General features: G+C 34.6%; 24 protein-coding genes. 11 read left to right on the forward strand and 13 right to left on the reverse strand.

The genetic code is table 11. The features are described from left to right. Positions 1–35: 35 nt before the first annotated feature. Entirely contained in the window at positions 36–1,679 is a 1,644-nt protein-coding gene (gene lnt / locus OH814_RS13480; protein WP_308828502.1) for an apolipoprotein N-acyltransferase, read from the reverse strand. Between the two features lie 52 nt (positions 1,680–1,731). On the opposite strand from lnt, the gene OH814_RS13485 reads away from it, so the two are divergent. Then, positions 1,732–2,181, forward strand: coding sequence for a VanZ family protein (locus OH814_RS13485; protein ID WP_308828503.1), 450 nt, complete (start codon positions 1,732–1,734; stop codon positions 2,179–2,181). Between the two features lie 7 nt (positions 2,182–2,188). Here the strand turns inward: OH814_RS13485 and proC are convergent, their stop codons facing one another. The 6 genes from proC to OH814_RS13515 form a co-directional block, all read right to left on the reverse strand. Further along, entirely contained in the window at positions 2,189–2,992 is an 804-nt protein-coding gene (gene proC / locus OH814_RS13490; protein WP_308828504.1) for a pyrroline-5-carboxylate reductase, read from the reverse strand. A 16-nt stretch (positions 2,993–3,008) separates the two neighbouring features. Further along, complete coding sequence (locus OH814_RS13495) at positions 3,009–3,578, reverse strand: hypothetical protein (RefSeq protein WP_308828505.1); 570 nt, start codon at positions 3,576–3,578, stop codon at positions 3,009–3,011. A 78-nt stretch (positions 3,579–3,656) separates the two neighbouring features. After that, entirely contained in the window at positions 3,657–3,791 is a 135-nt protein-coding gene (locus OH814_RS13500; protein ID WP_374990578.1) for a hypothetical protein, read from the reverse strand. A gap of 179 nt (positions 3,792–3,970) precedes the next feature. After that, positions 3,971–4,984 (reverse strand): UDP-N-acetylmuramate dehydrogenase, encoded by a 1,014-nt coding sequence (gene murB / locus OH814_RS13505; RefSeq protein ID WP_308828506.1) that lies wholly within the window; start codon positions 4,982–4,984, stop codon positions 3,971–3,973. A 32-nt stretch (positions 4,985–5,016) separates the two neighbouring features. Next, positions 5,017–5,496, reverse strand: coding sequence for a hypothetical protein (locus tag OH814_RS13510; protein WP_308828507.1), 480 nt, complete (start codon positions 5,494–5,496; stop codon positions 5,017–5,019). A 10-nt stretch (positions 5,497–5,506) separates the two neighbouring features. Further along, positions 5,507–6,712, reverse strand: coding sequence for a pyridoxal phosphate-dependent aminotransferase (locus OH814_RS13515; RefSeq protein ID WP_076561004.1), 1,206 nt, complete (start codon positions 6,710–6,712; stop codon positions 5,507–5,509). 265 nt (positions 6,713–6,977) lie between these two features. On the opposite strand from OH814_RS13515, the gene OH814_RS13520 reads away from it, so the two are divergent. From OH814_RS13520 to OH814_RS13550, 7 genes are all read left to right on the forward strand, one after another. Next, a complete protein-coding gene (locus OH814_RS13520; protein ID WP_308828508.1) occupies positions 6,978–9,536 on the forward strand; it encodes a fibronectin type III domain-containing protein in 2,559 nt (852 codons plus the stop codon). A 117-nt stretch (positions 9,537–9,653) separates the two neighbouring features. After that, a complete protein-coding gene (locus OH814_RS13525; RefSeq protein ID WP_308828509.1) occupies positions 9,654–10,109 on the forward strand; it encodes a DUF1801 domain-containing protein in 456 nt (151 codons plus the stop codon). Beyond that, a complete protein-coding gene (locus OH814_RS13530) occupies positions 10,087–10,740 on the forward strand; it encodes a YiiX/YebB-like N1pC/P60 family cysteine hydrolase (RefSeq protein ID WP_308828510.1) in 654 nt (217 codons plus the stop codon). The genes OH814_RS13525 and OH814_RS13530 overlap by 23 nt, the downstream gene beginning before the upstream one ends. Positions 10,741–11,003: 263 nt before the next feature. Beyond that, on the forward strand, positions 11,004–11,309 hold the full coding sequence (locus tag OH814_RS13535) for an NIL domain-containing protein (RefSeq protein WP_308828511.1): 306 nt from the start codon (positions 11,004–11,006) through the stop codon (positions 11,307–11,309). A 262-nt stretch (positions 11,310–11,571) separates the two neighbouring features. Then, positions 11,572–12,123: a LemA family protein gene (locus tag OH814_RS13540; RefSeq protein WP_076561008.1), complete on the forward strand. Its 552-nt coding sequence runs from the start codon at positions 11,572–11,574 to the stop codon at positions 12,121–12,123. Between the two features lie 3 nt (positions 12,124–12,126). Continuing rightward, a complete protein-coding gene (locus OH814_RS13545) occupies positions 12,127–14,079 on the forward strand; it encodes a DUF2207 domain-containing protein (protein ID WP_308828512.1) in 1,953 nt (650 codons plus the stop codon). A 10-nt stretch (positions 14,080–14,089) separates the two neighbouring features. Beyond that, positions 14,090–16,081 (forward strand): DUF2207 domain-containing protein, encoded by a 1,992-nt coding sequence (locus tag OH814_RS13550; RefSeq protein WP_308828513.1) that lies wholly within the window; start codon positions 14,090–14,092, stop codon positions 16,079–16,081. A 204-nt stretch (positions 16,082–16,285) separates the two neighbouring features. Here OH814_RS13550 and murA read toward each other — a convergent pair whose 3' ends face one another. The 4 genes from murA to OH814_RS13570 all read right to left on the reverse strand — a co-directional run bounded on the left by murA (position 16,286) and on the right by OH814_RS13570 (position 19,249). Next, complete coding sequence (gene murA, locus OH814_RS13555; protein WP_076561011.1) at positions 16,286–17,593, reverse strand: UDP-N-acetylglucosamine 1-carboxyvinyltransferase; 1,308 nt, start codon at positions 17,591–17,593, stop codon at positions 16,286–16,288. After that, positions 17,593–18,249, reverse strand: a complete 657-nt coding sequence (locus tag OH814_RS13560) for a DUF4290 domain-containing protein (RefSeq protein WP_308828514.1) — start codon at positions 18,247–18,249, stop codon at positions 17,593–17,595. The genes murA and OH814_RS13560 overlap by 1 nt, the downstream gene beginning before the upstream one ends. Before the next feature lie 119 nt (positions 18,250–18,368). Next, complete coding sequence (locus OH814_RS13565; RefSeq protein WP_308828515.1) at positions 18,369–18,782, reverse strand: DUF393 domain-containing protein; 414 nt, start codon at positions 18,780–18,782, stop codon at positions 18,369–18,371. 5 nt (positions 18,783–18,787) lie between these two features. Beyond that, positions 18,788–19,249, reverse strand: coding sequence for a heme-binding domain-containing protein (locus OH814_RS13570; RefSeq protein WP_076561014.1), 462 nt, complete (start codon positions 19,247–19,249; stop codon positions 18,788–18,790). 337 nt (positions 19,250–19,586) lie between these two features. Here OH814_RS13570 and katG point away from each other — a divergent pair, with 337 nt between their 5' ends. The 3 genes from katG to upp all read left to right on the forward strand — a co-directional run bounded on the left by katG (position 19,587) and on the right by upp (position 24,165). Further along, positions 19,587–21,866, forward strand: coding sequence for a catalase/peroxidase HPI (katG, locus tag OH814_RS13575; RefSeq protein ID WP_308828516.1), 2,280 nt, complete (start codon positions 19,587–19,589; stop codon positions 21,864–21,866). Positions 21,867–22,125: 259 nt separating this feature from the next. Continuing rightward, positions 22,126–23,436, forward strand: a complete 1,311-nt coding sequence (der, locus tag OH814_RS13580; RefSeq protein ID WP_279195831.1) for a ribosome biogenesis GTPase Der — start codon at positions 22,126–22,128, stop codon at positions 23,434–23,436. Between the two features lie 78 nt (positions 23,437–23,514). Further along, positions 23,515–24,165 (forward strand): uracil phosphoribosyltransferase, encoded by a 651-nt coding sequence (gene upp / locus OH814_RS13585; RefSeq protein ID WP_308828517.1) that lies wholly within the window; start codon positions 23,515–23,517, stop codon positions 24,163–24,165. A 64-nt stretch (positions 24,166–24,229) separates the two neighbouring features. Here the strand turns inward: upp and OH814_RS13590 are convergent, their stop codons facing one another. Next, positions 24,230–24,883, reverse strand: a complete 654-nt coding sequence (locus tag OH814_RS13590) for a ComF family protein (RefSeq protein WP_308828518.1) — start codon at positions 24,881–24,883, stop codon at positions 24,230–24,232. A gap of 267 nt (positions 24,884–25,150) precedes the next feature. Then, on the reverse strand, positions 25,151–26,623 hold the full coding sequence (locus OH814_RS13595) for a helix-turn-helix transcriptional regulator (RefSeq protein WP_308828519.1): 1,473 nt from the start codon (positions 26,621–26,623) through the stop codon (positions 25,151–25,153). Between the last annotated feature and the right edge of the window lie 45 nt (positions 26,624–26,668).

Raw genomic sequence — 26,668 nt, forward strand, 5'->3', positions numbered from 1 at the left:
TTTCTATTTATATAAAACTTTAAATATTTAAAAGTTTACTTTTTGTTTTCCTTCTTTATTTTATTCTGAAACCTTTTAATCAGAAAATAAAAAAGCAAAAATCCTAACGCAAAAATAGAAACTCGCGAAAGAAAATCTCCTGCTCTTACATAAAAAGTCTCACCTTCATAAAGGTTAACTTTCGCAAATAAAGTAGTCTGATCGCCGTAGAAAGTGTCTTCTAAAATTTCACCTTTTGCATTAATATGTGCAGAAATTCCACTGTTTGCAGAACGTACAATTTCTCTTCGGGTTTCGATAGCTCTCATTCTTGCGTAAGAAAGAAGCTGTTTGTGACCTTCTGTTACGCCCCACCAAGAATCATTGGTCATGATTCCGAGGAAATTGGCTCCTTTTTTTACGTAATCAGTTACAAATTCACCGTAAATACTTTCATAACAAATAATCGGCGCAATCTTACCTTTATTATAAGGGTTTGAAAATGCAACACGCTCTTTATCTGTTCCAAGCGAAGCAACCGTTCCTCCCAGATTGATCATCGCATCGCCTAAAAGAGGTTTTAAAACATTCATGTAAGGGAAGATTTCAACACCTGGAACAAGCTTTCCTTTGTGATATACTTCAACCTTTTGATTAGGAATAATCTGCACTGCCGAGTTGTAACTTTCTACCCAAGCTCTGTCATTGATTTGATAAGCATCTTTGGGTAAATTATTTTTATCAAAGAAATATTTGTGAGAAGAAATTCCCGTTGCAAAAACAGAACCTGGATGTTTTGCAAGAAAACCTTTTACGTTATTGAGTAATTCACTTTTTTCGAAAGCAGTTTCAGAAATAGAACCTCTTCCCGGAAGTGCTGTTTCGGGAGCGATATAATAATCAATCTTTCCTTTGGTGTTGTTTTCGGCTAAAGCTAAAAGCTCATTCTGAATGGTGATGCTATCTTTAGCGTATTTTTCGCCATAAGGATCAAGATCTGGCTGCAACATTAAAACACTGACTTCACCAATTGGTTTTTCATTAAAACTATTGAATTTTATCAACGAAATAATCATCGGAAGACCAATCAAAAGTGCTGTTGCAGAAATATTGATGATTAAATCTTTTCTTTTTCTTCCGGCTTCCCAAATTCTGATGGTGTAAAATATCAATAAATTAACAAGCAAGATCCAGAAACTTCCGCCAGTTGCGCCCAGAGTATCATACCACTGAATAAGTTTCGGATAATCTGAAAAAGCATTTCCAAGATTCAGCCAAGGCCACGTTAATTCCCAATTGAGATGAAATTTCTCGAAACTCATCCATATTGCTACCAAAAAAGCCATTCCCCAATACGTTCCCTGTGCATTTTTATACCAATGATAACATTGAAAAACGAGTGAATATAAAAAAGAATTAACTAAAACCGGAAATACAACAGCCATCATAGAATGGCTTCCATCCGGGTTTTTTGATCCGTACAACCAGCCTGTGGTCACAATATTCCAAATAACAAAACACAGATAAGAAAGACCGAAAACGACCCAACTTTTTCTGTTGTAATTTGAAAATTTAGAAACACCATGTTCCATCATCAGAAGCGGAACGAGGGCAAAGAATATAAAAAACGGAACTCCGTAAGTCGGCCACGAAACCGATAGCAACATCGCTGAAATGAGCGTAAGTAAGACGTATTTCATTAATTTAGTTTAACACACAAATTTAATGCTTTTGAAATGAATAACTTTGCAAATGATGTTAAAGAAATTTTATAAATTCATCATTTTACCGTATACCATTTTTTTGCTCTATCTGATGTTTTTCGGAATGGGAAGATTGCAGTATGAAGATCATATTGTGAGAATTAAACCTATTATTTCAACAGTTTGGTTTATTCAGGAGACAATAAGTTGGTTTGATATTATTAAAATTGTCTTGGGAAATGTCGTGATGTTTATCCCTTTTGGTTTTTTAGGTTGGGTTTTTCCACAGTTAAACAATTTGAAAAACCTCATCATAACTTTTGTTTCTACCATCGTGATTGTAGAAGCACTGCAGTATTTTTCAAGATTGGGAGTCTTTGATGTGGATGATGTTATTCTGAATACTTTTGGAGTTTTGTTGGGTTGGCAAATGAAAAGAATCTTAGAAACTAAATTTAGCAAATTTGTATTGAATAATTCGACTAAATGTATTAATTAGTAAAAAATTACCCATTCAATTCCTTAGCACGTTTTTCAGCATTTAAAATTCCCTGTTGCAGAATTTCCTTAAAATTATTTTCTTCAAAGGTTTTCAGTGCCGCTTCCGTTGTTCCGCCTTTTGAGGCCACATCTTTTATCAGGTCTTCCAGGCTTTTATCAGAATTATTGATCAAATGATAAGCTCCCAACATCGTTTGCTTTACGAAAAGTTTAGACAAATTTTCATCGATTCCCATTTGTGTTCCGGCCTTAATCATTGCATCTACGATATAATAAAAATATGCAGGTCCACTTCCGGAAAGTGCGGTAACTCCGTCTAGTAAATCTTCGTTTTCCAAATAGACAGATCTTCCGGTGCTGTTTAGAAGTCTTTCGATATTCATTAACTGATTAAAAGAAATTCCTTCTGCAGAAGTGTAACCTGTAATTCCCATTCCCAAAAGAGTAGGAGAGTTGGGCATTGCTCTTACAACGGATTTGTGATTTAAAGATTTTTGGATTTTTTCAATTTTAATTCCTGCCATAATCGACAAAACCATCTGATTTTCATTTAAAGAAAACTGAAAACTTTCCGCTACTTTTTGAAAATCCTGTGGTTTTACGGCAATGATGATAAGATCTGCATCCAAATTTTTCACCTCTTCAAATACAGAAATTTCAGACTTGGGGAACTCTTCTTTTATTTTTAGGATTTTTGATTGACTTCTGGTGATCAGGTGAAGGTTTTCAGGTTTAATGAGTTCGTATTTCAAAAATGATTTTGAAAAAGATAAACCCATATTTCCGGCTCCGATGATGGCGATTTTCATTTGTGATATTTTTTATTTATTCTTTTAAATATTTTCTGAATGTCAAAGAATAGAGATCATTGAAAGTGATGAAGTTAATGTTTTCAAATAGAATTCTATCAGGTGTTTTTTCAATTTTTCCCGTAGCGTCGTAATTTTTAATGACGACTGACTTTTCATTTATTTCTAAAATTTCTCCGATTGAAAATATGTTTTTCTTTTTTGTGGAACTTTCGACGATGCAGTGGAAATTTTGCTTTTTTAAAGACTTAAATAAGGACTCAAAATTCTTTAATGAAGTATTGCTGATGATTTTTTGATTGAATTTTATCAAGCCCTCTTCTGAAAATATTTTCTCAGAAGTTTTTTCGAATTTCTTGTGACGAGTGCCTTCAATTCTGTTGTAAGGAATGATTTTAATTCCGTCTAAAGTAAAATTGTGGGACTCCTGAATCATCAGAAAGTTTTCAGAAACATTCAGTATAAAGCCTGATGTAAGCTCTTCCGGACATTCTTCGGAAAAGAAAACTTTTACATAATGAGTTTTATCGATATGATTCTGAATCGTTTGTTTTAATTCTTTATCAGAAGATTTTTTACCAGCCATAGCCATTTAGAAATATTTGAACTAAAATAAGCTATTCTGTTAAAACGAACGAAGAATTGATTTTAAAAAGAAATTAATTTATTCCACAGGAAACTCAGGTCTTCTCATTTTATATTTTGTTCCTGAAAGAGATTCAAGGAAAGAAACCAGAGCTTTTATTTCTTCTTTATTCAGATGTAGAGGTTGCATTAAAGGGTCTGTATAAAATTCCATAAGATCTGTGCAGCTTCATGGTTGTAAGTGTTCCATTTCTTTTCTGTTAATAGTGGTTAAACCTTTACCTTTTTCGAGAAAATGACGATCTCTTCAAGTTTATCGATAGGTTGAAGCTGAAAGTTTAATGTTTTTAAATAACTGACAAATGTCAGACGAGTGGTATGAAGAGGTTTTGGCTAAAGAATATTCACTTCTCGTTCGAGTTCAATGCCGAATTTTTCTTTTACGGAATCAATAATTAAAGCTGAAAAATCAAAAATTTCTTTTCCGGAAGCATTCCCTGTTGCGTTGATGATGACTAAAGACTGTAATTGATGTGAAGCAACGTTCCCGATTTGTTTTCCTTTCCAGCCACATTGTTCGATAAGCCAACCCGCAGGAACTTTTACGAAATTTCCGTTCGGATAACCTTGAATATTTTCAAATTTTGATTTTAAATCTTCAAACTGAGCTAAAGGAATGGTAGGGTTTTTAAAAAAGCTTCCAGCGTTACCAATTTTTTTCGGATCTGGAAGTTTGCTTTGTCTGATGTTGATCACCGCTTTTGAAACATCCTGAATTGTTGGATTTATGATGTCTAAATTTTCCAGTTCAGATTTTATGGCGCCATATTCGGTTTTAATGCTGTGGTTTTGAGTGGTCAATTTAAAACTAACTTCCAAAATCACATATTGGTTTTTTCCTTCCTGCTTAAAAATGGAATCTCTGTACCCGAATCTGCATTTTTCCAGATCAAAAGTTTCAACTTCTAATGTTTGTAAATTCAAAACTTTACAACTCACAAAATGATCTTTTATTTCAGTTCCGTAAGCGCCGATATTTTGCATCGGTGAAGTTCCTACATTTCCAGGAATGAGAGAAAGATTCTCAAGTCCGCCATAGTTTTTATTCAAGCAATACATAACGAATTCATGCCAGTTTTCTCCTGCTTTTGCTGTTACTAAAATTTCGTTTTCATTTAAAAGTTCTTCAGAAATTCCTTTTAAATTTAATTGTATCGCTAAACCGTCAAAATCTTTTGTAAACAAGATATTGCTTCCGCCACCCAAGAATAGGAGGGGGAGCGTTTGAGTGTTTGAGTGTTTTAGAGTTTCGATTAATTCTTCTGCAGTATTTACTTCAACAAAATATTTTGCTTTTGCTTCTACTCCAAAAGTATTGAAAGGTTTTAGTGAAAAATTTTCCTGCATTAGATTGAGTAAATATTAGAATGTGATAATTTTTATTGATATTCTTTCGGAAGGATTCTGTTGAGTTTTAATTTGAAATCAGCAAATTGATTATAATGAATATCGCTGTGTGCGTTGACGTACACATGTGATTTCTTACTGGTTTTGATTTGAAAACTCTCGTCAATTCCATCAATTGGCTGAATGCTTGGTGAGCTTTTGATGCTGTCTAAATTCTTGATTTTAAAAGATGAAATAAGATTTTTCCATGTTTCCGGATTTATTTCCGAATGCCATTGCCTGTGTGTTTTTTCTGAAGTTTTCCCTGTTTCAAGATGAATGGAATCTTTGGTGACTTTGATGACCTTATAATAACCGAGCTCGCCCCCAATCTCTGAGAAACCGATGAAAGTGATTGTTTCGCTTTTAGAATTCGAATTTTTATCAGCAATTTTATCGCTGCACGAAAAAAAAATCAGCAGTAAAAATATTGAAACGAAAATTTTCAAATCACCTATTTTTACTGCCGACATATTTTTACTATTAAAGATTGAACTCTAATTTATATTTTTCAAGTGCATTTTTCAGGATTTCCGCACTTTTTCTTAAATCTTCTTCTTTCAGAACGTAAGCAATTCTTACTTGTTTTTTTCCTAATTCAGGATCGCTGTAAAAGCCTCCTGCAGGGGCAACCATGATAGTTTCGTTATTCAGGGTGTATTTTTCAAGAAGCCATTGTGCGAATTTTTCAGTATCATCTACCGGAAGTTCAGCAACGCAATAAAATGCTCCTTTTGGTTTCGGGCAAATTACTCCAGGAATTGCATTCAGCAAATCAACCAAAACATTTCTTCTGTGAGTGTATTCTTCTCTTACTGCTCTGATGTATGCGCCGTCATTTTGATGAGCAGCAGTTGCAGCGATCTGTCCCAAAAGAACCGGACTTAATCTTGCCTGTGCAAAAAGCATTGCAGCATCATGAATTTTTTTTGAACGGGTAATTAAACAACCGATTCTTACACCACACATTGAGTAACGCTTAGATTCAGAATCGATGATGATACAGTTTTCGCTTAGTTCAGGAAAAGCTAGCATTGAAACCTGTTGTTTTCCATCGTAAACATATTCTCTGTAAACCTCGTCAGAAATGACAACGATGTCATATTTTAAAGCAATCTCAGCTAATTTCTGAAGTTCTTCACGGGTGTAAAGATATCCTGTAGGATTTCCAGGGTTGCAAATAACGATTGCTCTTGTTTTTGCCGTGATTTTCTTTTCAAATTCTTCAATCGGAGGAAGTGCAAAACCAGTGTCAATAGAAGAAGGAATTGCAACTACATTTACATTGAATGTGCTTGTAAATCCGTTATAGTTTGCATAATAAGGTTCAGGGATAATTACTTCGTCACCATCATCACAAAGGGTAGAAATAGCAAAATTTAAAGCTTCAGATCCACCGTTTGTTACGATAAAATTATCTGGAGTAAGATCTGTAAAATCTAAAGAGTGGTAATATTCTGTTAATGCTTTTCTGTATTCAATATTTCCTTCTGAAAGAGCATATTCCAAAACTTTTAAATCAATGTTTTTTAAAGCATTCAAAGCGGTTTCTGGAGTTTCGATATCCGGTTGCCCGATGTTCAGGTGATATACTTTTGTACCTCTCTGTTTAGCCTGTAAGGCAAAAGGAACCAGTTTTCTTACCGGCGAAGGCGGCATCTGTTGTGCTCTGTTTGAAATGTTTGGCATTGTCTAAAATTTGTATGCACAAAAATAACAAAATATTTCGGCTCATGGGAAAATATCTTAAATGATATTAATAGTATTATGCTCTGAATAGGAATTGCATTTTTAGTGTTAATAATTCAAAAATGATATAGTTAGAAATTGCGTAATTGTTTTAGTTTTGATTATAATTTGTTAATATTTAAAATTTATTAAAAATAATTTAAAATTAGAATTGTGGGTTTGAATTTAATTCATAGTTTTACGGCGAACTAAATAAAAAATAATTATGAAAAAACATCAATCAGCTCTTTTGCTGGGTGTGCTGGGACTTCTGACCAGTTCGCTTGCATTAGCACAAAATTATCAAACAATGCCGATTCAATCAGGGCTCACATCTGATGTAATTGCTAATGGAATAGGATCTGCAACTGTTACTACAACTACTGATGTCGATGGTGTTTCGTACGCTTTTGTTTCACAAGATTTTCAGGCAACTGCGACAAGTCCTGCTCTTACATATGGTCTTCCTTCAAACGGGATTATCAATAGTGTGGTAGCTTCTACACCTGGATTAAGTTATGTTATGCCAAATTATACAGGTAACAACTCTTTAAAACTATCCAATACAAATGATTCAGGAACAGTAGTTTTTACAACACCGAAAGCTGCTTTTAAACTTTATATGCTTGCAACTACAGGAAGTGGTTCGTCAACGGTCACTGTAGTTGTTAATTTCACAGACAATACTTCACAAACTTTTACAGCGGTAGCGGTTTCAGATTGGTATGATAATACTGGTTTTGCTATTCAAGGTTTCGGAAGAATTAATAGAACAACAAATGCTTTGGAATCTGGGAATGGAACTAATCCAAGACTTTATCAGAGTTCATTAACAATTGATCCAGCGAATCAAGCTAAGCTGATTCAAAGTGTAACCGTTACAAAAACTTCTACAGCTCAAGGGCATGCGAATATCTTTGCTTTTTCGGCAGATGCTTATTCAACTTGTACACCTCCAGTATTACAAGCTGCAACAAATATAACGGCAAATGGAGTAACCCTTAACTGGACTGCTTCATCAAGCTCGCAAGCAGCTACTTACGGGGTTTACTACAGTACAAGTTCAACTGCGCCAACTTCTTCCACTGCGCCGATTTTAAATAATATTTCAGGAGTAACGACTCAAGTCGGAAGCTTACAATCTAATACAATTTATTATTATTGGGTAAGAACAAATTGTGGAGGTACAACAGCTCAAAGTGTTTGGTCTTTTGCAGGAACTTTTAAAACTGCTTGCGGGCCGATGACCTCTTTGTCTGAGAATTTCGATTCTTATGGTACAGGTACGACGCTCCCGGATTGCTGGGTGAGAAATTTTGTAAACGGTACCATGTCAATAAGTTCTTCTACACCGGCATCAGGAACAAGAAATATTTATCAGACAAATACTTCTGCTCAAACACCGAGTACAGTTGTCTTACCAGAATTCAGCAACATTAATGCTGGTACACATTGGTTAAGATTAAAAGCAAGGGTGAGTGCTGCAACCGGTACATTAAATGTTGGATATGTTACGAATCCTACAGACCCAAGTACTTTTGTGTTGCTTCAGGCTTTAAGCATTGCCAATACAAACTATACAAGTACTAATCCTGAATATACGGTGATTGTTCCCTCTTCTGTTCCTGCAAATGCAAGATTGGCGGTACGAAACACCGCAGACGGAAAAGGATATTACTGGGATGACGTTGTTTGGGAACCGGCTCCTTCATGTATTCCTCCAACAGCTGTAACAACATCTGCAGTTACCGCAAATAATGTTACTGTTTCTTGGACTGCTCCAGTTGCAGCTCCAGCAGGTGGATATGAATACTACTATGCAACAACAAATACAGCTCCTGTTGGTACAACAACTATTTCAGGAAGTTCTGCTGCAGGAAGTGTTTCAACAGTTGTTCCGGGTTTAAATGCTGCTACAACTTACTATTTATGGATACGCTCTTCATGTGGAACAACAAATAAAAGTACATGGTCTTATGTAGGTTCATTTACTACTTTGTGTGCGTCTGTAGTTCCTCCTTATACGAATGATTTCAATACTACTCCGGGTAATTGCTGGGCGAGTAATCTTTCGGGGGGTTCACCATCAACAGGGCCAAATGGAACTACTGCCTATTGGGTTTCTGGGGGTTTCTTAAATAGCGGTTCCACTGGTTCTATGAAGATGAATATTTATACAACGGGTAAAACAGGTTGGTTGAAAACTAATGCTTTTAATTTATCAGCAGGAGGCTATAGGGTTAAATTTGATTATGGTGTAACAGCTTACAATGCAACAGGTGCTTCAGCTATGGGTTCTGATGATAATGTTCAATTGTTGGTTTCAAACGATGGAGGTACTACATGGACGTCACTTCAAACTTGGAATGCTGCCAATGCACCTTCAAATACGTCAACAACATACACATATGATTTAGTAGGTTATAATAGCGCTAATACTGTTTTTGCAATTTATGGAACAACAGGTACTGTAAGTGATAGTCAGGATTATGATTTCCATATAGATAATTTTACAGTGGAGTCGGCAAACTTGAGTACTTCAGAATCTGCTATTAAAAATAAAAATATTAAAGTTTATCCAAATCCTTTTACAGACCTAATTAATCTTTCTGAAACTAAAGATTTGAAAATGGTAAAAGTATTCGACTTAACAGGAAGAGCGGTGAAAACTATAGAAAATCCTACCAAGGAAATCAGTTTAGGCTCATTGAATTCAGGACTTTATTTGATTACCATGTATTTCAAAGACGGTTCTCAAAATACGGTGAAAGCCATTAAAAAGTAAATTATTTTTGAATTATTTTTTTTAGCAGCCTTGCATTTATGTAAGGCTGTTTTTATTTTCAGAAAGATTTCAATTTAATTAAAGCCTTTTATTTTAAATTTGTTGAAAATTGAAACAATGCAAATTCCATCAATATCAGTAGAAGATTATATCTCACAAATTCCGGAAGAAAGACAGGAGGTTTTCAAAAAAATGTTTGATACAGTCAACGATAATTTACCTCAAGGTTTTAAGCAGGGGGTAAGTTATGGAATGATCGGCTGGAATGTTCCCTTAGAAACTTTTCCGGCAGGTTATCATTGTACACCGGGATCAGCGCTTCCTTTTATGAGTATGGCTTCGCAGAAAAATTTTATCGCTTTGTATCATATGGGAATGTATGCAAAACCTGAACTTTTAGATTGGTTTGTGGCAGAGTTTCCAAAGCATTCAAAAAGAAAACTGGATATGGGAAAATCGTGTATCCGTTTCAAAAAAAAGGATGAAATTCCTTTTGAATTAATTGCTGAGCTGAGTAAAAAAATGACTGTAGATGAATGGATCAATATTTATGAAAACAACCTTAAAAAATAACCTTCGATTAAATTTAGTTTTCTTATTTTCAATTTTGCTTTGTGTTTTAAGTTGTAAAAATTCTCAGAATTTAGGCTTGAAAAACGGAGATTTATTATTTGTGACAGCAAAAGAAAGCGGTTTGTCGGGCGCGATCAATAATGTAACGCAAAAGCAGAAAAACGCTTCGTTTGATCATATCGGAATTTTACAGAAAGATAAAACAGGTGTCTTTGTGCTTCACGCAGCACCAAAAGGTGGTTCTCAAAAACAAAATTTGAATGAATTTCTAAAAGACCAGGCCAATGACAGACAAAAGGTGGTTGTTTATCGATTAAAACCTCAGTTTCAAAATAAAATTCCTGATGCAATTGAGAAAGCAAATTCTATGGTGGGCAAACCTTACAATTTCAATTATATTTTAGACGATAATTCCTATTATTGTTCAGATTACATCGAAAGAGCATTTAGGAAAGATAAGATCTTTACATTAGAACCAATGACTTTCATTGATCCCAAAACCGGGAAAACAAATATGTTTTGGGAAGAGTTTTATGCTAAAAAAAATCTTAAAGTTCCGGAAGGAGAACTGGGTTGCAATCCAAATGGTCTGGCGGGTTCAGATAAAATTGAAAGAATAAAAGAATTATAATAAATTTTTTTTTGCCACGAATGCACGAATTTAATTTGAAAATAATTTAAAATTCGTGCATTCGTGGCTTTTTTATAATCATTTGAGTGTTGCGAAAATTGGAGAAACTGAAAGGCTTCTCTTTTTTTGTGCTAAATTTTAAAATTATTACCCTACTAATTTGGTAGACTAATATTTTTTTATACTTTTGTGAAAGAATTAATGAGAAAATATTTAAAAATATGTAATTCAGAAAGTATTATTTAATCAAAAATGTTTTAGTTATGATTACACAAAATGTGCAGGCTTTGCCAAAAAATGTAAACCTTATCAAAAAAGAATTGATTCTTGAAGTAGAACTGAACGGAAAAATGAAATTTGATCATCTTTTAAATGCTATTTATCAGCAGATGGGAATTTGTTACAAAGTATTAAGCGCAAATGTGGAGTATATGAACGGAAGCAATTTTGGCTCATTTCAGTTATATATCAATGCAACAGTTGAAGAATCTCAGGAACTTGAATTTTTTCTGAATAACAATAAACTCTTGAATACCACTGTAGAATATACCTGCAGAAAGTATTCATAAAGCTGTAAGTCCATATAGTTTGAGGAGCGTTCAATGTATTGAGCGCTTTTTTTATTTTTAATCTAATTTATGTTAAGATTATTCTGGATTACCGTATGTTCGAGTAAAATTCAGCAAGAATTTGTATCGAGAACTTTTGTTATCAACTTCTCGATACGATTTTTTCGAAATCTACTCGAAGTGACGGAATTAATATTCATATAGATTTTATTCAATTCTCAGAGAAAAAGATTATTTTTAATCTAAATTAAATTACAAAATTATGATTGCACTTATTGTTATTGGTGTGTTAGTTCTTGCGGTACTTTACGGAGTATCCATTTACAATCGCCTTGTAAAACTTAGAAATCTCGTTCAGGAAGCCTGGAGCAGTATTGACGTAATGCTTAAAAAACGTCACGATCTGATTCCCAATTTAGTTGAAACCGTAAAAGGTTATGCTACTCACGAACGTGAAACATTAGAAAATGTAACAAGAGCTAGAAATTTAGCAGTAGGCGCAGATTCTGTAGAAGGAAAAGAAATTGCTGAGAAAAACCTGAACCAGGCAATGGTAAATTTGTTTGCGGTTGCAGAGCAATATCCCGATCTGAAGGCCAATGCAAACTTCCAGCAACTACAGGCTGAGTTGAGTTCAATCGAAAACGATATAGAAAAATCCAGAAGATATTACAACGGAACGGTAAGAGAAAACAATACTTTGGTAGAATCTTTCCCCAGCAATATTGTCGCCAATATGTACAAATTTGAGAAGTCTAAATTCTTTGAGCTTGATAATATTGCCGAAAGAGAAGTTCCAAATGTAAAATTTTAACGAATGAAAAAGATTGTAGCATTTCTTTTTCTTATTTTCTTTTCTCTTGGTTTTGCGCAGGAAGCTGACGGAACTGTAGCTGTTGGTGAAGAACAAAGCGGTTTGCTGAGCGGTCCTGAAAAGATTTTATCCTTTCATGCAGATATTGATGTCGACAAAAATTCTGGACTCAGTATTACCGAGAAAATAAAAGTTCACAGCCTCGGTGAAAATATCAAAAGAGGGATTTTTCGATCGCTGCCTTTGGTAAGAAATCTGAACGACAGAACTCAAAAAGTGAAATACAATATCGTTTCGGTAAAGAAAGACGGTGTTGATGAAGATTTTCACGAAGAAATTGAAGACGGTTATCTTAAAGTGTATGTCGGAAATAAGGATGTCATCTTATCTCCGGGAGATTATAATTACGAAATAAAATATACTACCGAAAAACAAATTGGTTTTTTTGAAAAGTATGATGAATTATACTGGAATGTGAATGGCAACGACTGGAATTTTCCCGTTGACAGTATTTCGGCAAGAGTAAATCTTCCGCAAGGAGCAGGAATCTTACAAAATTCATGTTATAAAGGTGGCTACGGAAGTACTTCTCAGGATTGTATGGCTAAAGTTCTTTCTGAGCATTCAATTGAATGGAGCGCGAAAGATTTGGGATCTGGTGAAGGTCTCACGATTGCAGTTGGCTTTAAAAAAGGAGTTATGGTTCCGCCGCCGCCACCTACTTTTCTTGAGAAATTCGGAATTTTGATTGGTGGAATTATCATCTTTTTAGGATTGCTGTTGTATTATTATTCAACATGGAAAAAATACGGTGTTGATCCTGAAATGCCTACTGTTTATCCACAATTCAATTCTCCCGATGATTTGTCACCGGCTTCTTTAGGCTTTATCAACAGTGAAAGTTTTAAGAATAAATATCTCACTGCTGCTTTGGTTAATTTAGCGATAAAAGGATATGTTCAGATCGTTGAAGATGAAGATCCCGGAATTTTTGGTTTGTTTAAATCGAAACAGTTTACAGTAAAAAAACTAAAAAATCCAGATCAAGATTTAGCAAAAGAGGAAATTAATTTGATGAACAATTTGTTTTCGAACCTTTCAGATAGCATCAAATTCGACGGAAAATATGATTCTAAAATCGAACAGGCTGTTCGAAGTTTTCAATCAACGCTTAAATTTCAGCATGATACATTGTTAAATGCGGGGAGTAATTCTAAAAAGCTCATTTTACCGATTTTAGTAATTTTAGGAGTTTACTTTCTCGGACTTTTTGTGAGTTTTACCATTTTCCAGGAATTTGAAAAAGTATTTTTAGGAATTTTTATTCTTGCTATTTTAATGGTGGCTTTTGTGATTGCAATTGTTTTATTTAAATTCTATCCTGGTTTGTTTAAAATCTTCCTGATTTTCCCTGTCATCGCATTGGTGCTTTTAGGAGTACTTCTTTATAAAGGAAGCGATTTTACGATTGACAATAATTTTAATGTATGTTATATTTTTATTGTCTTGAGTTTTATGTCTCTCGTGATTTATCAGTTTTTAATTAAACGACCTTCAGAAGAAAAACTTAGAAAAAAATCTTTGATTGAAGGCTTTAAAATGTACATGGGAGCCGCTGAAAATCAACAAATCAAATTTCACAATCCACCGGAAATGACGCCACAATCTTTTGAGAAATTGTTGCCTTTTGCGATGGTTTTGGGTGTGGATGATATCTGGGGTAAGAAATTTGATGATTTGCTCAAAAAAATGTCTTACGAATATCAAAGCAATTGGTATGTTGGCTCATCCATGAATCATTTTGCGATGGCAAGTGTGCTCAATTCCAGTTTAACACAATCAATACAATCTTCAGCGACACAGCCTTCAAGCTCAGGAAGCAGTTCTGGTTCCGGATCAGGCGGCGGCGGATTTTCCGGCGGCGGTGGCGGTGGCGGTGGCGGCGGTGGTTGGTAAAATTTTAGATATGAAAAATTTTATACAAGTCTTTGCTGTATTCTTCTGTATGCTTGTTTTTGCACAGAATGAGGTGGTTGCATTACCTGTCGTTGAGGAAGATTCTTTAGGTTTTAATCAAAATAATATCCAGAGGGAAAGAATTGTTTCTTTTCATTCTGATATTCATATTGCTGAAAATGCAGACGTTACTGTAACAGAAATCATCAAAGTTTTTGCGAATGGCAATGAAATTAAAAGAGGGATTTTCCGTGCTTTACCAACGGTAAGAAAAATTAATGGCAGAAAAGAAACTGTTTACTATAAAATCATTGCTATTGAAAAAAATGGTGTAAAAGAACCGTACAATACTAAAAAAGAAAATGGCATTTTTACTGTTTATATCGGCAATAAAGACTATCAACTTGCCTCAGGTTTTTATACCTACAAAATTGTTTACCAAACGCAGGATCAAATTGGGAATTTCAAAGGATATGATGAGTTTTACTGGAACGTCAATGGAACAGATTGGTCTTTTCCTGTGGAAGATATTCAGGCAACGGTTCATTTACCGAAAAATGCAGATATTCTCCAAAATTCCTGTTATACAGGTAATGAAGGGAGCACAGAACAAAACTGTACCATTGATTTGATCTCTTCCACGCAAATTATTTTTAAAGCAAACCATTTAAATGAGCATCAAAATCTGACATTAGCGGTAGGCTTTAAAGCCGGTGTTTTAAAAGAACCTTCTGTTTTTTCTAAATGGATTAAAAGAAACTGGACGAGCCTTTCATTGGTTATCGTTGGTTTTTATCTATTGTTTTTCTACTATAAAAACTGGAGAAAATATGGAAAAGATCCGGAAAAACCTGTCGTTATTCCACAGTTTAATGCACCCAATAATCTGTCTCCTGCATCTTTAGGTTATATCGATAAAGGTAAATTTGATGCCAGTTTGGTGACCGCAAATCTTGTCGATCTTTCTGTAAAAGGTTTTGTAGATATTGATGAGGTGAAAGATATTAAAGAAACTTTTCTCTCAAAAATGTTTACTTTAAAAAAGCTGGAATCGGAAAATGATAATTTGCAGAGTGATCAAAAGCTGCTTCTGAAAAAATTATTTGGAAAAGAAAAGACAATTTCGGTAAGCGGAACGTACAATTCTAAAATCAAAAAGGCAGTAGATAATTTCAAAGAATTTATTATTGATGAAAATAAAATTTTTGTAGATAAAGTATCCAATAAAAAAATTGTTTACAAAGCTTTGAAGATTATTCTTGTTACTTTTTTCCTGGCATTAATTATCAGTTCCTTCATAACGTGGAGTTTTCAAACTTTAATGATAGCTTCTGTTATCAGTATTTTTGCGAGTCTGTTTGCTGTAATATTGGTAGCGACATGGCAGGAAGGAAACAAACTGATTTTTCTGGTAGTATTGTTTTTCTCGCTGACATTTATTATTCCTATGTTTTTCATGGCATTCGCAGGTTCTGATGATATTACAACCTTTGAATCGAACTGTTTCAAGTTTTTAATTTTTGGGATTATTTCCATTTTAATATTTCGTTATTTGGTCAATAAACCAAGTGAAGAAAAAGTAAAAATGGAATCTGAGATTGATGGTTTTAAAATGTACTTAAGCGCTGCTGAAGAAAACCAACTGAAATTTCATAATCCTCCGGAAATGACTTCAGATGTATATGAGAAATTTCTTCCGTACGCCATTGTTTTTGGAGTCGAAGGAATTTGGGGCAAAAGATTTAGAGATAAACTGCAGGAAACTATGGATTCTGCTGAACCGTATGAAAATGTTCAGTCTCATTTCGGATATGGATTTGCGGGTGCTTTTACAAGTACGCTTAGTGAAACCACGGTAGCTCCGGTGAGTAGTTCTTCGTCTTCGTCATCATCAGGTTCTTCATCGAGCTCGTCCTATTCTGGTGGTTCCGGATCAAGCGGATCTTCCGGTGGTGGCTCTTCCGGTGGCGGAGGTGGAGGCGGCGGAGGCGGCGGTTGGTAAAACAATCTTCGCTCAACAGCTTAAAAAAAAATTATTGAATTTAAATCCGTCTAAAACTTACATGTGTTTAAAGTTTAATTAAAAAAAGCGTTCAGAAAATTAATTCTGAACGCTTTTATATTTTAAATTGAATAGTAAAAATTAATTTTGCTAATAACTAATAACTAATAACTAATAACTAATAACTAATAACCAATAACTAAATCAAATTCTCTCAATATCTGCTCCAATCGCTTTCAATCTTCCATCGATATTTTCATACCCACGGTCGATTTGTTCGATATTATGAATAATTGATTTTCCTTCTGCTGAAAGTGCTGCAATTAAAAGTGCATTTCCTGCTCTGATGTCCGGAGAAACCATGGTTGTTCCACGAAGCGGAGATTCCTGATTTAAGCCGATAACTGTTGCTCTGTGCGGATCACACAAAATAATCTGAGCGCCCATATCGATTAATTTATCAACGAAAAATAATCTCGATTCAAACATTTTTTGATGTACCAAAAGACTTCCTTTAGCCTGTGTTGCCACGACTAAAATAATAGAAAGTAAATCTGGCGTAAATCCTGGCCAAGGCGCATCTGAAACAGTAAGAATAGATCCGTCGATAAATTTCTGGATTTTATAGTGCTCCTGAGACGGAATATAAATATCATCACCGCTTTGCTCTAACTGAATTCCCAGCTTTCTGAATGTGTTTGGAATAACTCCTAACTGATTCCAGTTTACATTTTTGATGGTGATTTCAGATTTTGTCATCGCAGCAAGACCGATCCAAGAACCAATTTCTACCATATCCGGAAGCATGGTGTGCTCAGTTCCGTTCAAATGAGTTACTCCTTCAATCGTCAGTAAATTTGAACCGATTCCTGAAATATTTGCACCCATTCTGTTCAGCATTTTACAAAGTTGCTGTAAATATGGTTCGCAAGCTGCGTTGTAGATTCTGGTTTTTCCTTTCGCTAAGGCTGCAGCCATCACAATGTTTGCAGTTCCTGTAACGGAAGCTTCTTCCAAAAGGATAAATTTTCCGTTAAGCTCTTTCGCTTTTAATGAATAGAAATATTCTTCCTCATCATAATTAAATTCTGCACCAAGTTCTACTAAACCCTGAAAGTGAGTGTCTAATCTTCTTCTTCCTATTTTGTCACCTCCGGGAGTTGGCATGTAAGCTTCCCCGTAACGAGCCAGCATCGGTCCCATCAACATGATTGATCCTCTCAGTTTGGCACCGTCTTTTTTAAATTCGTTAGATTTTATATAATCAAAATTGACATTATCTGCCTTGAAAGTGTAATCTCCATGAGCGTTTTTGGTCACTTTTACCCCGAAGTCTCCCAAGATCTCGATTAGTCTGTTGACATCATGAATGTCTGGAATATTTTTAATTCTTACCTCTTCATCAGTTAACAAAACTGCACACAAAATTTGAAGAGCTTCATTTTTCGCTCCCTGTGGAGTGATTTCACCTTGCAGTCTTTTTCCTCCTCTTATTTGAAATGTTCCACTCATTACCTTCTGTTCTTATGATTATTGTTGTTATTGTTAAATCTTCTTTTAGCGGGTTGGTTTTTGTTGTTTGTGTTTTTATTGTTATTATTCCTGTTGGCATTGGTAGCGTAGTAGATTTTGCTTTTTTCTAAGCTTTCTATACTGGTAAGGTCTAATCTGTTTTCAGAAAGTTCTTTCAGATGACGGAAAATCACATCATCTGTTACATGTTCTTTATTATAAACATTGTAAGACTTTTTCATGTTGTTGGCAATCACCTCGATTAAGGCTTCTTTCTCGTCGCCTGCGTCAAGTTCGATTGCTTTTTCTATCAGCTGAAGAATACTTTTTCCGTAAAATTTGAAATCACCCTGAAGTTTAGGATATTCCATTCTTTTGGGCTTTTCTTCAAGTTCTTCTTTTGTAGGGAAAGGGTATGGGGAATCTACATCCAGGTCATGATTGGCAAGAATGTAAAGGTGATCCCAAAGTTTATGTTTGTAATTTTCTTCGTCGCGGAGCTGTGGGTTTCTCTGACCCATAAAATCAATGATTGCCATTGCCATTTCGTTTCTTTCGTCTTTGTCTGAAACTTCTTTGCAACGCTCAACCAACTGTTGTATTATTCTGCCATATTCCGGCATATTGAGATGAGTTTTTTGGGTATTGTATTCCATAGTCTGCAAATATATGGATTAATAAAAATAATGTTCCGAAAAACTTAAATGTTTATAAAAATTTAATGGAAATATTCAAAGTATTTATATAATAATCAGATACCAAATTCTGAACCAAATCAGACTTCGATAAATTTCTTTTTCTGATGTTGATCGGGTAGAAAGCAATTTTGAGCCGAAAGCTTCATTCTGTTTTCAGAAATTTTATCATAAACCTTGTCACTTATAAAGGCCGGAATTAATTTCCCGATCACTGATATATTATAAATTCCACCGAGAAGATTGGCGATTTTTAAAACAGCTTTAGATTTTACAAGATAATAGCGATGAGGTTTCCAAAGGTACAAGGTGTTGAATTGTTTTGTTTCTAAACCTCTCTCCGATAAAAATTTCTGCCCGAAGTCTGATTGCAGAGAAGAAAACATAAACTGATCTTTTTTATCTCTTTCAAGAATCCATTGTACCCAAAAATTGCATACACCACATTCGCCGTCAAAAAATACAATATGTTTTTGTTCCCAGATTTCAGACATAATTCTTATTGGGTTTTAAATTTTGTTTCCTGAATTTCTCTTTTGAAATAAGTGATCAGTTCTTTTCTTTGAGCATCGGTGAGCTTTGCATCCTGATGTCCCAGAAAATAAGACTCTAAAGGCATTTCATGTTTCTCAAGCATTTCTACACACTCTTCCATTTTATGAATTTGCCTTTTCGGTTCGTAAGTGGCAAATGTAGAAAAATTAAGATGCTTTCTTCCTTCATCAATGTGATTTTTTATCCACCACGAAGCCGGAGCAATACTCGTGTACCAAGGATATTTCGTTTCATCAGAATGACAGTCGTAACATGAATTGGTGATCATTTGCGCTATTTCCGGAGAAGTATTGGTTTTAATTTTTAAAAAATCCATTCCCGGATTTAACGGTTTGTTGGTTTTATCAATCGGAAAAAACTGAATGATTATAAACGCAACAAGAATAACAACAATTACTTTTTTCATACTCTGGGATTTGGATTTCTAAACTAATAAAGATATTAAATTTTTAAGAAAGAAAAATAGAAGAAATATTAAATGAATACTTTAAGTTGAATTATTCTAAATATGAGTACTTATTATTGGTTTTTATCTAAAGTAATGCCAAATTTTATTAACTTAATTGAATTATTGTTTTTTTGTAAACTAGGCAACTAAGAATTAACAGTTAAGAATTTGTTATAGTTTTTAACTATTGTAAAAATATTATTGATAGATTGTGTTTATTGATTAAGCATTGTAAGTTTGCAGAGTTAAACAAATTAAAATAGAGTTATAAACCAACATAAAAATTAAAACTATAATGGAAAATGATTTAAACGATATCAGTAAGTGCCCGTTTCATAACGGAACGATGAAAAAAGAAAATGTTGCAGGACACGGAACCAGCAATAAAGATTGGTGGCCCAATCAATTGAGAGTTGATATCCTGAGACAGCATTCTTCTTTATCAAATCCTATGGAAAACGATTTTGATTATACTGAAGCATTTCAAAGTCTCGATCTTGAAAGTGTGAAAAAAGATCTTCATGCATTAATGACAGATTCACAAGATTGGTGGCCGGCAGATTTCGGTCATTACGGCCCTTTATTTATCCGTATGGCTTGGCACAGCGCAGGAACGTATCGTGTAGGTGACGGTAGAGGTGGAGCAGGAGCGGGGCAACAGCGTTTTGCACCTTTAAACAGCTGGCCGGATAACGTAAGTTTAGATAAAGCAAGAAGATTACTTTGGCCGATCAAACAAAAATATGGTAAAAAAATATCTTGGGCTGATCTTTTAATTCTTACAGGAAATGTTGCGCTTGAATCAATGGGTTTCAAAACTTTTGGATTTGCAGGAGGCCGTGAGGATGTTTGGGAACCGGATCAGGATGTCTATTGGGGAACTGAAAAAACCTGGCTGGGTGGCGATATGCGTTATGCGCATGGTTCAGACGGCGTTGTGGAAGGTCGCGGTGTTCTTCCAACCGATGATGATGCCGATGGAGATGTTCATTCAAGAAATCTTGAAAAACCTTTGGCGGCGGTACAAATGGGGCTTATCTATGTAAATCCTGAAGGACCGGACGGAAATCCTGACCCGATTTTAGCAGCAAAAGATATTCGTGATACCTTCGGAAGAATGGCAATGAATGATGAAGAAACAGTTGCGCTAATCGCAGGCGGACATACATTCGGCAAAACCCACGGTGCAGGTCCTGCAGATCATGTAGGCAAAGAACCTGAAGCAGCCGGAATTGAAGCACAAGGATTTGGATGGAATAGTTCTTATAAATCTGGAAAAGGGCAAGATGCAATCTCAAGCGGATTGGAAGTGACATGGACTGAAAAACCAACCGAATGGAGCAATCTTTTCTTCAAGAATCTATTTGAAAACGAATGGGAATTAACTAAAAGTCCGGCCGGAGCTCACCAATGGGTAGCGAAAGACGGAGCCAACATTATTCCTGATGCATTTGATCCTGATAAAAAACACAGAGCAACGATGCTTACCACAGATCTTTCGTTAAGATTTGATCCTGTCTATGAAAAAATATCAAGAAACTTTTTTGAAAATCCCGATGCTTTTGCAGATGCCTTTTCTCGTGCCTGGTTTAAATTGACTCACCGAGATATGGGACCGAAAGTTCGTTATTTAGGTCCTGAAGTTCCGGCGGAAGAATTAATCTGGCAAGATTCAATTCCTGAAATAAATCATGAATTAATTGATCATGCTGATGTTGAATTGCTGAAAAGTAAAATATTAGATTCTGGGTTAAATATTTCTGAATTGGTTTCTACGGCTTGGGCTTCTGCGTCAACTTTCAGAGGAAGTGATAAACGCGGTGGTGCAAATGGTGCAAGAATTCGTTTGGCTCCGCAAAAAGATTGGGCAGTAAATAATCCTGTTCAGTTGCAAAAAGTTTTAGGAGTATTAGAAAATCTTCAAAAAGAGTTTAATGATGCTCAGGGCGGAAACAAAAAGATTTCATTAGCTGACTTAATTGTTTTGGCAGGAAATACAGCCGTTGAAAAAGCAGCAAGAGATGCCGGACAAAATATTACGGTTCCTTTTGCTCCGGGTCGCATGGATGCTTCACAAAAGCAGACTGATGTAGAATCAATGGGATATTTGGAGCCTGCAGCTGATGGATTTAGAAATTATTTAAAGAAAAAATTCTCTGTTTCTACAGAATCCTTATTAATTGATAAAGCACAATTATTAACGCTTACTGCACCGGAATTAACGGTATTGATTGGTGGAATGCGTGCTTTAGATACCAATTTTGATGGTTCTAAAAATGGAATATTCACTCAGCGTCCTGGAATTTTGACCAACGATTTCTTTGTAAATCTTTTGGATATGGGCACGCAATGGAAAAGCATTTCAGAAGATAGCGAATTGTATATGGGAACTGACCGATCAACTGGGCAACCAAAATGGACGGCCAGCCGTGTAGATTTAGTTTTCGGGTCAAATTCTGAATTGAGAGCGATTGCTGAAGTATATGCTAGTTCAGATGCTCAGGAAAAATTTGTAAAAGATTTTGTCGCAGCTTGGACTAAAGTAATGAACTTAGATCGATTTGATTTAAAATAATTTATAAATCATATTTTATGAAGACAGTCGTTTGGCTGTCTTTTTTTTGCTTTAATTATTATAGCGATTGAGTATAAACTCATTAAAAATTAGAATGATAAAAAACCACTATTTCAAAATATCATATTCATAATCAAAGAGATTTTTACTGCTTAAATAATAAAAGCTTACCTTTGCAAAAAATTGAGCTCCAAAAGTTGGAGTAACTCATTGATAATCTTGTCCTATCGCTTTGTCGAAGGATTATTAAACATTTTTTATGTCAAATATTGTTGCTATTGTTGGGCGTCCCAACGTAGGAAAATCCACGTTATTTAATCGTTTATTAGAAAGAAGAGAGGCTATTGTAGACTCTACTGCAGGGGTAACCAGAGACCGTCATTACGGAAAATCTGACTGGAATGGTGTAGAATTTACCGTAATTGATACCGGAGGTTACGATGTTAATAACGATGACGTTTTTCAGGAAGAAATTTCTAAGCAGGTACAGTTGGCTATTGACGAAGCTACATCAATCATTTTTATGCTGAATGTAGAAGAAGGTCTTACCGATACAGATCATGAGATCCACGAAATGCTGAGAAGATCAAACAAACCTACTTATATTGTAATCAATAAAGTAGACTCTGCTAAAGAAGAAGTGGATGCAACTGAATTTTATCAGTTAGGAATCGACAAATATTATACTTTATCTTCTGCAACAGGTTCAGGAACCGGAGAGATTTTAGATGATATTGTAAGAGATTTTCCATCTAAAGACTATACAGATCCTTTCGAAGGATTGCCAAAAATTACCATTGCAGGCCGTCCAAACGTAGGGAAATCTACTATGACCAATGCATTGCTTGATGCAGATAGAAATATTGTAACTGATGTTGCAGGAACTACAAGAGACAGTATCCAGACGTTATACAATAAATTCGGACACGAGTTTGTGTTGGTAGATACTGCCGGAATGCGTCGTAAATCTAAAGTAAATGAAGATTTAGAATTCTATTCTGTAATGAGATCAATTCGTTCTATTGAGTATTCTGATGTAGTAATCATTATGGTTGATGCTACTTTAGGATGGGAATCTCAGGATATGAATATCTTTGGTCTTGCTCAGAAAAACAGAAAAGGTATCGTAATCGTTGTCAACAAATGGGATTTGGTTGAAGATAAGCAAACCAATACAATCAGAGATTTCGAAAAATCTATCAGAGATAAAATCGGACAATTCAGCGATATTCCAATTTTGTTTGTTTCGGCTTTAACGAAGCAGAGAATTTTGAAAGCAGTTGAAATGGCAATGGTCGTTTATGAAGATCGTAAGAAGAAAATTAAAACTTCTAAATTAAACGAAATTATGCTTCCGATTTTCGAGCAGACTCCACCACCTGCAAATAAAGGTAAATACATTAAAATCAAATATTGCGTACAGCTTCCAACGCCGTCACCGCAGTTTGTATTTTTCTGTAATCTACCGCAATACGTGAAAGAACCTTACAAGAGATTTACTGAAAATCAATTGAGAAAACAATTCGGGTTTACCGGAGTTCCGATCGAAGTATATTTCAGACAAAAATAATTTTACCAAATCCCTTTTAGATTTTCTAAGAGGGATTTATTTTTATTTCATAATTTTGCAATAAGCTTATTCAAAATAATGACAGTAATACTTTCACAACAATTTTCTTTAATAAATTCATGGATTAATGAACTTCGAAATGTAGAAATTCAGCATGACCGAATGAGATTCCGTAGAAATATGGGAAGAATCGGAGAAATTGCAGCGTTCGAAATCAGCAAAAGTTTAGAGTATGAAGAAATTGAGATTCAGACTCCTTTAGATACAATTAAGGTTAAAGAAATTGCTGTTCAACCGGTAATTACCACTATTTTAAGAGCCGGAGTTCCTTTATTTGAAGGTATTTTAAATTATTTGGATAAAGCAGATTGTGGTTTTGTGGCTGCATATAGAAAGCACGACGCCAACGATTATTTCTCAATAAAACAGGATTATCTTACCTGCCCGAATATTGACGGAAGACCCTTGATTGTTGCAGATCCTATGTTGGCAACAGGAGCTTCTTTAATTGAAGCGATCAAAGATCTATTAACAAACGGAACGCCTACTCAACTTCATATTGTAGCAGCAATTGCTTCAAGACAAGGAGTCGATACGATCCAAAAAGCGTATCCCGATGCGAAAATTTGGGTGGGAGCTATTGATGAGAATTTGACGTCAAAAGGATATATTACACCAGGTTTGGGTGATGCCGGAGATTTAAGTTACGGAGAAAAACTTCAGAGATAATTTTAAAATAAATTATTGGTTGTATTTTTTAAATATGACCAATTTTTCGTTTATATTACAAGTATTATTCGTCCATTGCCATTACCAAAACACTTACTTTGTTGTTTCCTGCTTTCAAAATTTCCCAGGCAATTGAAGCCAGTGTATTTCCTGTTGTGAAAACATCATCTATTAATAAAATATGTTTATCTGTAATGTTTTCGGTAATTGAAAAAATATTCTGAGTTTCCAGACGATGTTGCTTGTCTTTCAATGCCTGAGCTTTTGAGTAATGATTTCTTTTAATTAAATTATGACTAAAAGGAATCCCATAAAACCTCGATAATGTTTCCGTAAACAAATGCAGTTGATTATAACCTCTTTCCTTCAGCTTCTTCGGATGCAACGGAACAGAAACTAATAAATCCGGTTTTTCTTTTTTGAAATCTAAACGCTCCGCTGTCCATTCTGCTAAAATCTTTCCGGCTTTTTCACGGCTTTTATATTTCAGTTCGTGAATGATTTTTCTGCTTAGATTTTCCTTTTCAAACTTCATTAATGCAAAAGCATTTTCGATAGGAAAAAGAAGTTTACATTTCTCTTTAATATAATTTTCCTCAAAAAAATTGAAATGCGTAAAATGAATTTGTTCAAAGCACAGATTGCAGACAAGTAAATCACCGTCAATAATCTGGTTGCAATGAATGCAACGATTCGGAAAGAAAATATCTAAAATCATTTGTGTGTTTATTGTAACTAAGATAGTGAAAATAGCTGGAAGATAGATGCTTGAAGTTGAAAGCTTTTATTATGACAATTACTTAAATGCTCTTAATTAAAATAAACTTTGTTTATTTCTAAAAAAGATATACACTTGTTTCCTCGAGTAGTAATCGATAAAAGTTCTTAAATTCTTAATTGTCTTAATGTTAAAGTTTTACAAAATTTTATTATAAAAATATTCTCAATGCATTAAACTTCCTTCATCCAGCTTCCAACTCCCAACCTAAAAATCCTTCCGAATCTTATCAATCGAATTTTTCATATTCGAATTAAAATATTCTTTTTCCAGACGAATTGGCGGCGACTGCCTGACTTCGCAATCTGGAATACTGCATGATTCACAAGTCACGCCGACATTGATGGTTTTTAAAGTTTCCGATTTAATGAAATTAATCTTTTTTATAGTTTGCGAATTCAATAAAATTCCTAAACAATAACTTCTGTTGCTTCCATCCGAAAACGGGTTTTTTTGTGACGTGGAAATCACCAGATAACTTAAGCCTTGATCTTTGTAATGAGAAATTTGTGCATCCGTTAACGTTTCATTCTCTGTTAAATCATACAGGTTTTTAATCGCAATCCATCTCCTGCAGTAATGTTCGTTGGTGGCGTTGGCATGTGGAGCCTGTTGATGATTAAGATGCAATTCCTTTAAGATTTGAATTTTATCTGAATTCTTCTTCTTAACCAGACATAAATAAAACAAATCTTTAATTCCCAATTCCGAAGAAAGAATATTTGTTAATCTATAATAAAATGTTTCCGGCGAATGAGTGAAATTTTTAATTAAATCTTCGAAATTAGTGGGTTTCCAATCGTTTTGCAGAAAAAATTCGGAAGTTTTCTCAACTGTTTTTTCTTTTGAAATCAATAAAGCTCCGGCAAAATAAGAGGCATGAAAATTATTCAGTATCTCTTCAAAACTTCCGAAATCCAGCCATGAATAAGTGTTTGGACGATTCTTTAGTTCTAAAACATTGAATCCGATTTCTTTAGCAAAAATGAAAGTTTTCTGATCTTGCTCTAATTTTTTGTTTAAAAGCAACAGTTTTTTTTCAGGGATAAATAATGAACGTAGATGATCCAACGTTCCGTATCGTTCAAAATCTTCAGATTGAATAGCGTAATTGAATTTTTCAGTCAGAATTTTTTCTAAAACATCAGGTTGTAAGTTTTTGCTGATTTCCAACAGATTTTCTTGGGCAAATTGTACAACTTTATCCTCAATTTCAGGAAAATAATTATCATACAATTCCTGAAACGAACGCAAAACTGCAAAATAAAATCGCTCTTTTCCTAGATTATAATTCTGTGAAATCTCGATAAGAGCATTAATAAAAGCAGTTACTTTTTTCGGAGCATCGCTAATGATGCTGATGAGATTATTTTTGTTAATTCCGAAAAGATCCAAAGGAATTTCTTTAAAAAAATCAGATTGCAGAATTTCATTGAAAGGGGCTAAGCTTTTATCAAGTTTTGTCGAAACCAAATCGTCAAAAGTACAGTTCAGAGATTCTGAAAGCTGAATAATCTTATCATGTTTCGGGTATTTTTTTCCGTTTTCAATTTCATTGAGATAAGATTTTGATAAACCGGTCTTCACAGCAAGATCCTGCAAAGACCAATTTTTCTTTTGTCTCTGCTGTTTTAGTTTCAGTCCGAAAACCGTTTTGATAAAGTTACTATCAGAATTCATAATTCAAATATAATATTTAGAAGCGATTTTCAGCATAATAATTTT

This window comes from Chryseobacterium sp. CFS15, assembly GCF_031118795.1.
Taxonomy (GTDB): Bacteria; Bacteroidota; Bacteroidia; order Flavobacteriales; family Weeksellaceae; genus Chryseobacterium; species Chryseobacterium indoltheticum.

Excerpts from the sequence above, each read along its gene's own strand:
- lnt (WP_308828502.1), bottom strand. The coding sequence starts at position 1,679 with ATGAAATACGTCTTACTTACGCTCATTTCAGCGATGTTGCTATCGGTT.
- OH814_RS13485 (WP_308828503.1), top strand. The coding sequence starts at position 1,732 with ATGATGTTAAAGAAATTTTATAAATTCATCATTTTACCGTATACCATT.
- proC (WP_308828504.1), bottom strand. The coding sequence starts at position 2,992 with ATGAAAATCGCCATCATCGGAGCCGGAAATATGGGTTTATCTTTTTCA.
- OH814_RS13495 (WP_308828505.1), bottom strand. The coding sequence starts at position 3,578 with ATGGCTGGTAAAAAATCTTCTGATAAAGAATTAAAACAAACGATTCAG.
- OH814_RS13500 (WP_374990578.1), bottom strand. The coding sequence starts at position 3,791 with ATGGAATTTTATACAGACCCTTTAATGCAACCTCTACATCTGAATAAA.
- murB (WP_308828506.1), bottom strand. The coding sequence starts at position 4,984 with ATGCAGGAAAATTTTTCACTAAAACCTTTCAATACTTTTGGAGTAGAA.
- OH814_RS13510 (WP_308828507.1), bottom strand. The coding sequence starts at position 5,496 with ATGTCGGCAGTAAAAATAGGTGATTTGAAAATTTTCGTTTCAATATTT.
- OH814_RS13515 (WP_076561004.1), bottom strand. The coding sequence starts at position 6,712 with ATGCCAAACATTTCAAACAGAGCACAACAGATGCCGCCTTCGCCGGTA.
- OH814_RS13520 (WP_308828508.1), top strand. The coding sequence starts at position 6,978 with ATGAAAAAACATCAATCAGCTCTTTTGCTGGGTGTGCTGGGACTTCTG.
- OH814_RS13525 (WP_308828509.1), top strand. The coding sequence starts at position 9,654 with ATGCAAATTCCATCAATATCAGTAGAAGATTATATCTCACAAATTCCG.
- OH814_RS13530 (WP_308828510.1), top strand. The coding sequence starts at position 10,087 with ATGAAAACAACCTTAAAAAATAACCTTCGATTAAATTTAGTTTTCTTA.
- OH814_RS13535 (WP_308828511.1), top strand. The coding sequence starts at position 11,004 with ATGATTACACAAAATGTGCAGGCTTTGCCAAAAAATGTAAACCTTATC.
- OH814_RS13540 (WP_076561008.1), top strand. The coding sequence starts at position 11,572 with ATGATTGCACTTATTGTTATTGGTGTGTTAGTTCTTGCGGTACTTTAC.
- OH814_RS13545 (WP_308828512.1), top strand. The coding sequence starts at position 12,127 with ATGAAAAAGATTGTAGCATTTCTTTTTCTTATTTTCTTTTCTCTTGGT.
- OH814_RS13550 (WP_308828513.1), top strand. The coding sequence starts at position 14,090 with ATGAAAAATTTTATACAAGTCTTTGCTGTATTCTTCTGTATGCTTGTT.
- murA (WP_076561011.1), bottom strand. The coding sequence starts at position 17,593 with ATGAGTGGAACATTTCAAATAAGAGGAGGAAAAAGACTGCAAGGTGAA.
- OH814_RS13560 (WP_308828514.1), bottom strand. The coding sequence starts at position 18,249 with ATGGAATACAATACCCAAAAAACTCATCTCAATATGCCGGAATATGGC.
- OH814_RS13565 (WP_308828515.1), bottom strand. The coding sequence starts at position 18,782 with ATGTCTGAAATCTGGGAACAAAAACATATTGTATTTTTTGACGGCGAA.
- OH814_RS13570 (WP_076561014.1), bottom strand. The coding sequence starts at position 19,249 with ATGAAAAAAGTAATTGTTGTTATTCTTGTTGCGTTTATAATCATTCAG.
- katG (WP_308828516.1), top strand. The coding sequence starts at position 19,587 with ATGGAAAATGATTTAAACGATATCAGTAAGTGCCCGTTTCATAACGGA.
- der (WP_279195831.1), top strand. The coding sequence starts at position 22,126 with ATGTCAAATATTGTTGCTATTGTTGGGCGTCCCAACGTAGGAAAATCC.
- upp (WP_308828517.1), top strand. The coding sequence starts at position 23,515 with ATGACAGTAATACTTTCACAACAATTTTCTTTAATAAATTCATGGATT.
- OH814_RS13590 (WP_308828518.1), bottom strand. The coding sequence starts at position 24,883 with ATGATTTTAGATATTTTCTTTCCGAATCGTTGCATTCATTGCAACCAG.
- OH814_RS13595 (WP_308828519.1), bottom strand. The coding sequence starts at position 26,623 with ATGAATTCTGATAGTAACTTTATCAAAACGGTTTTCGGACTGAAACTA.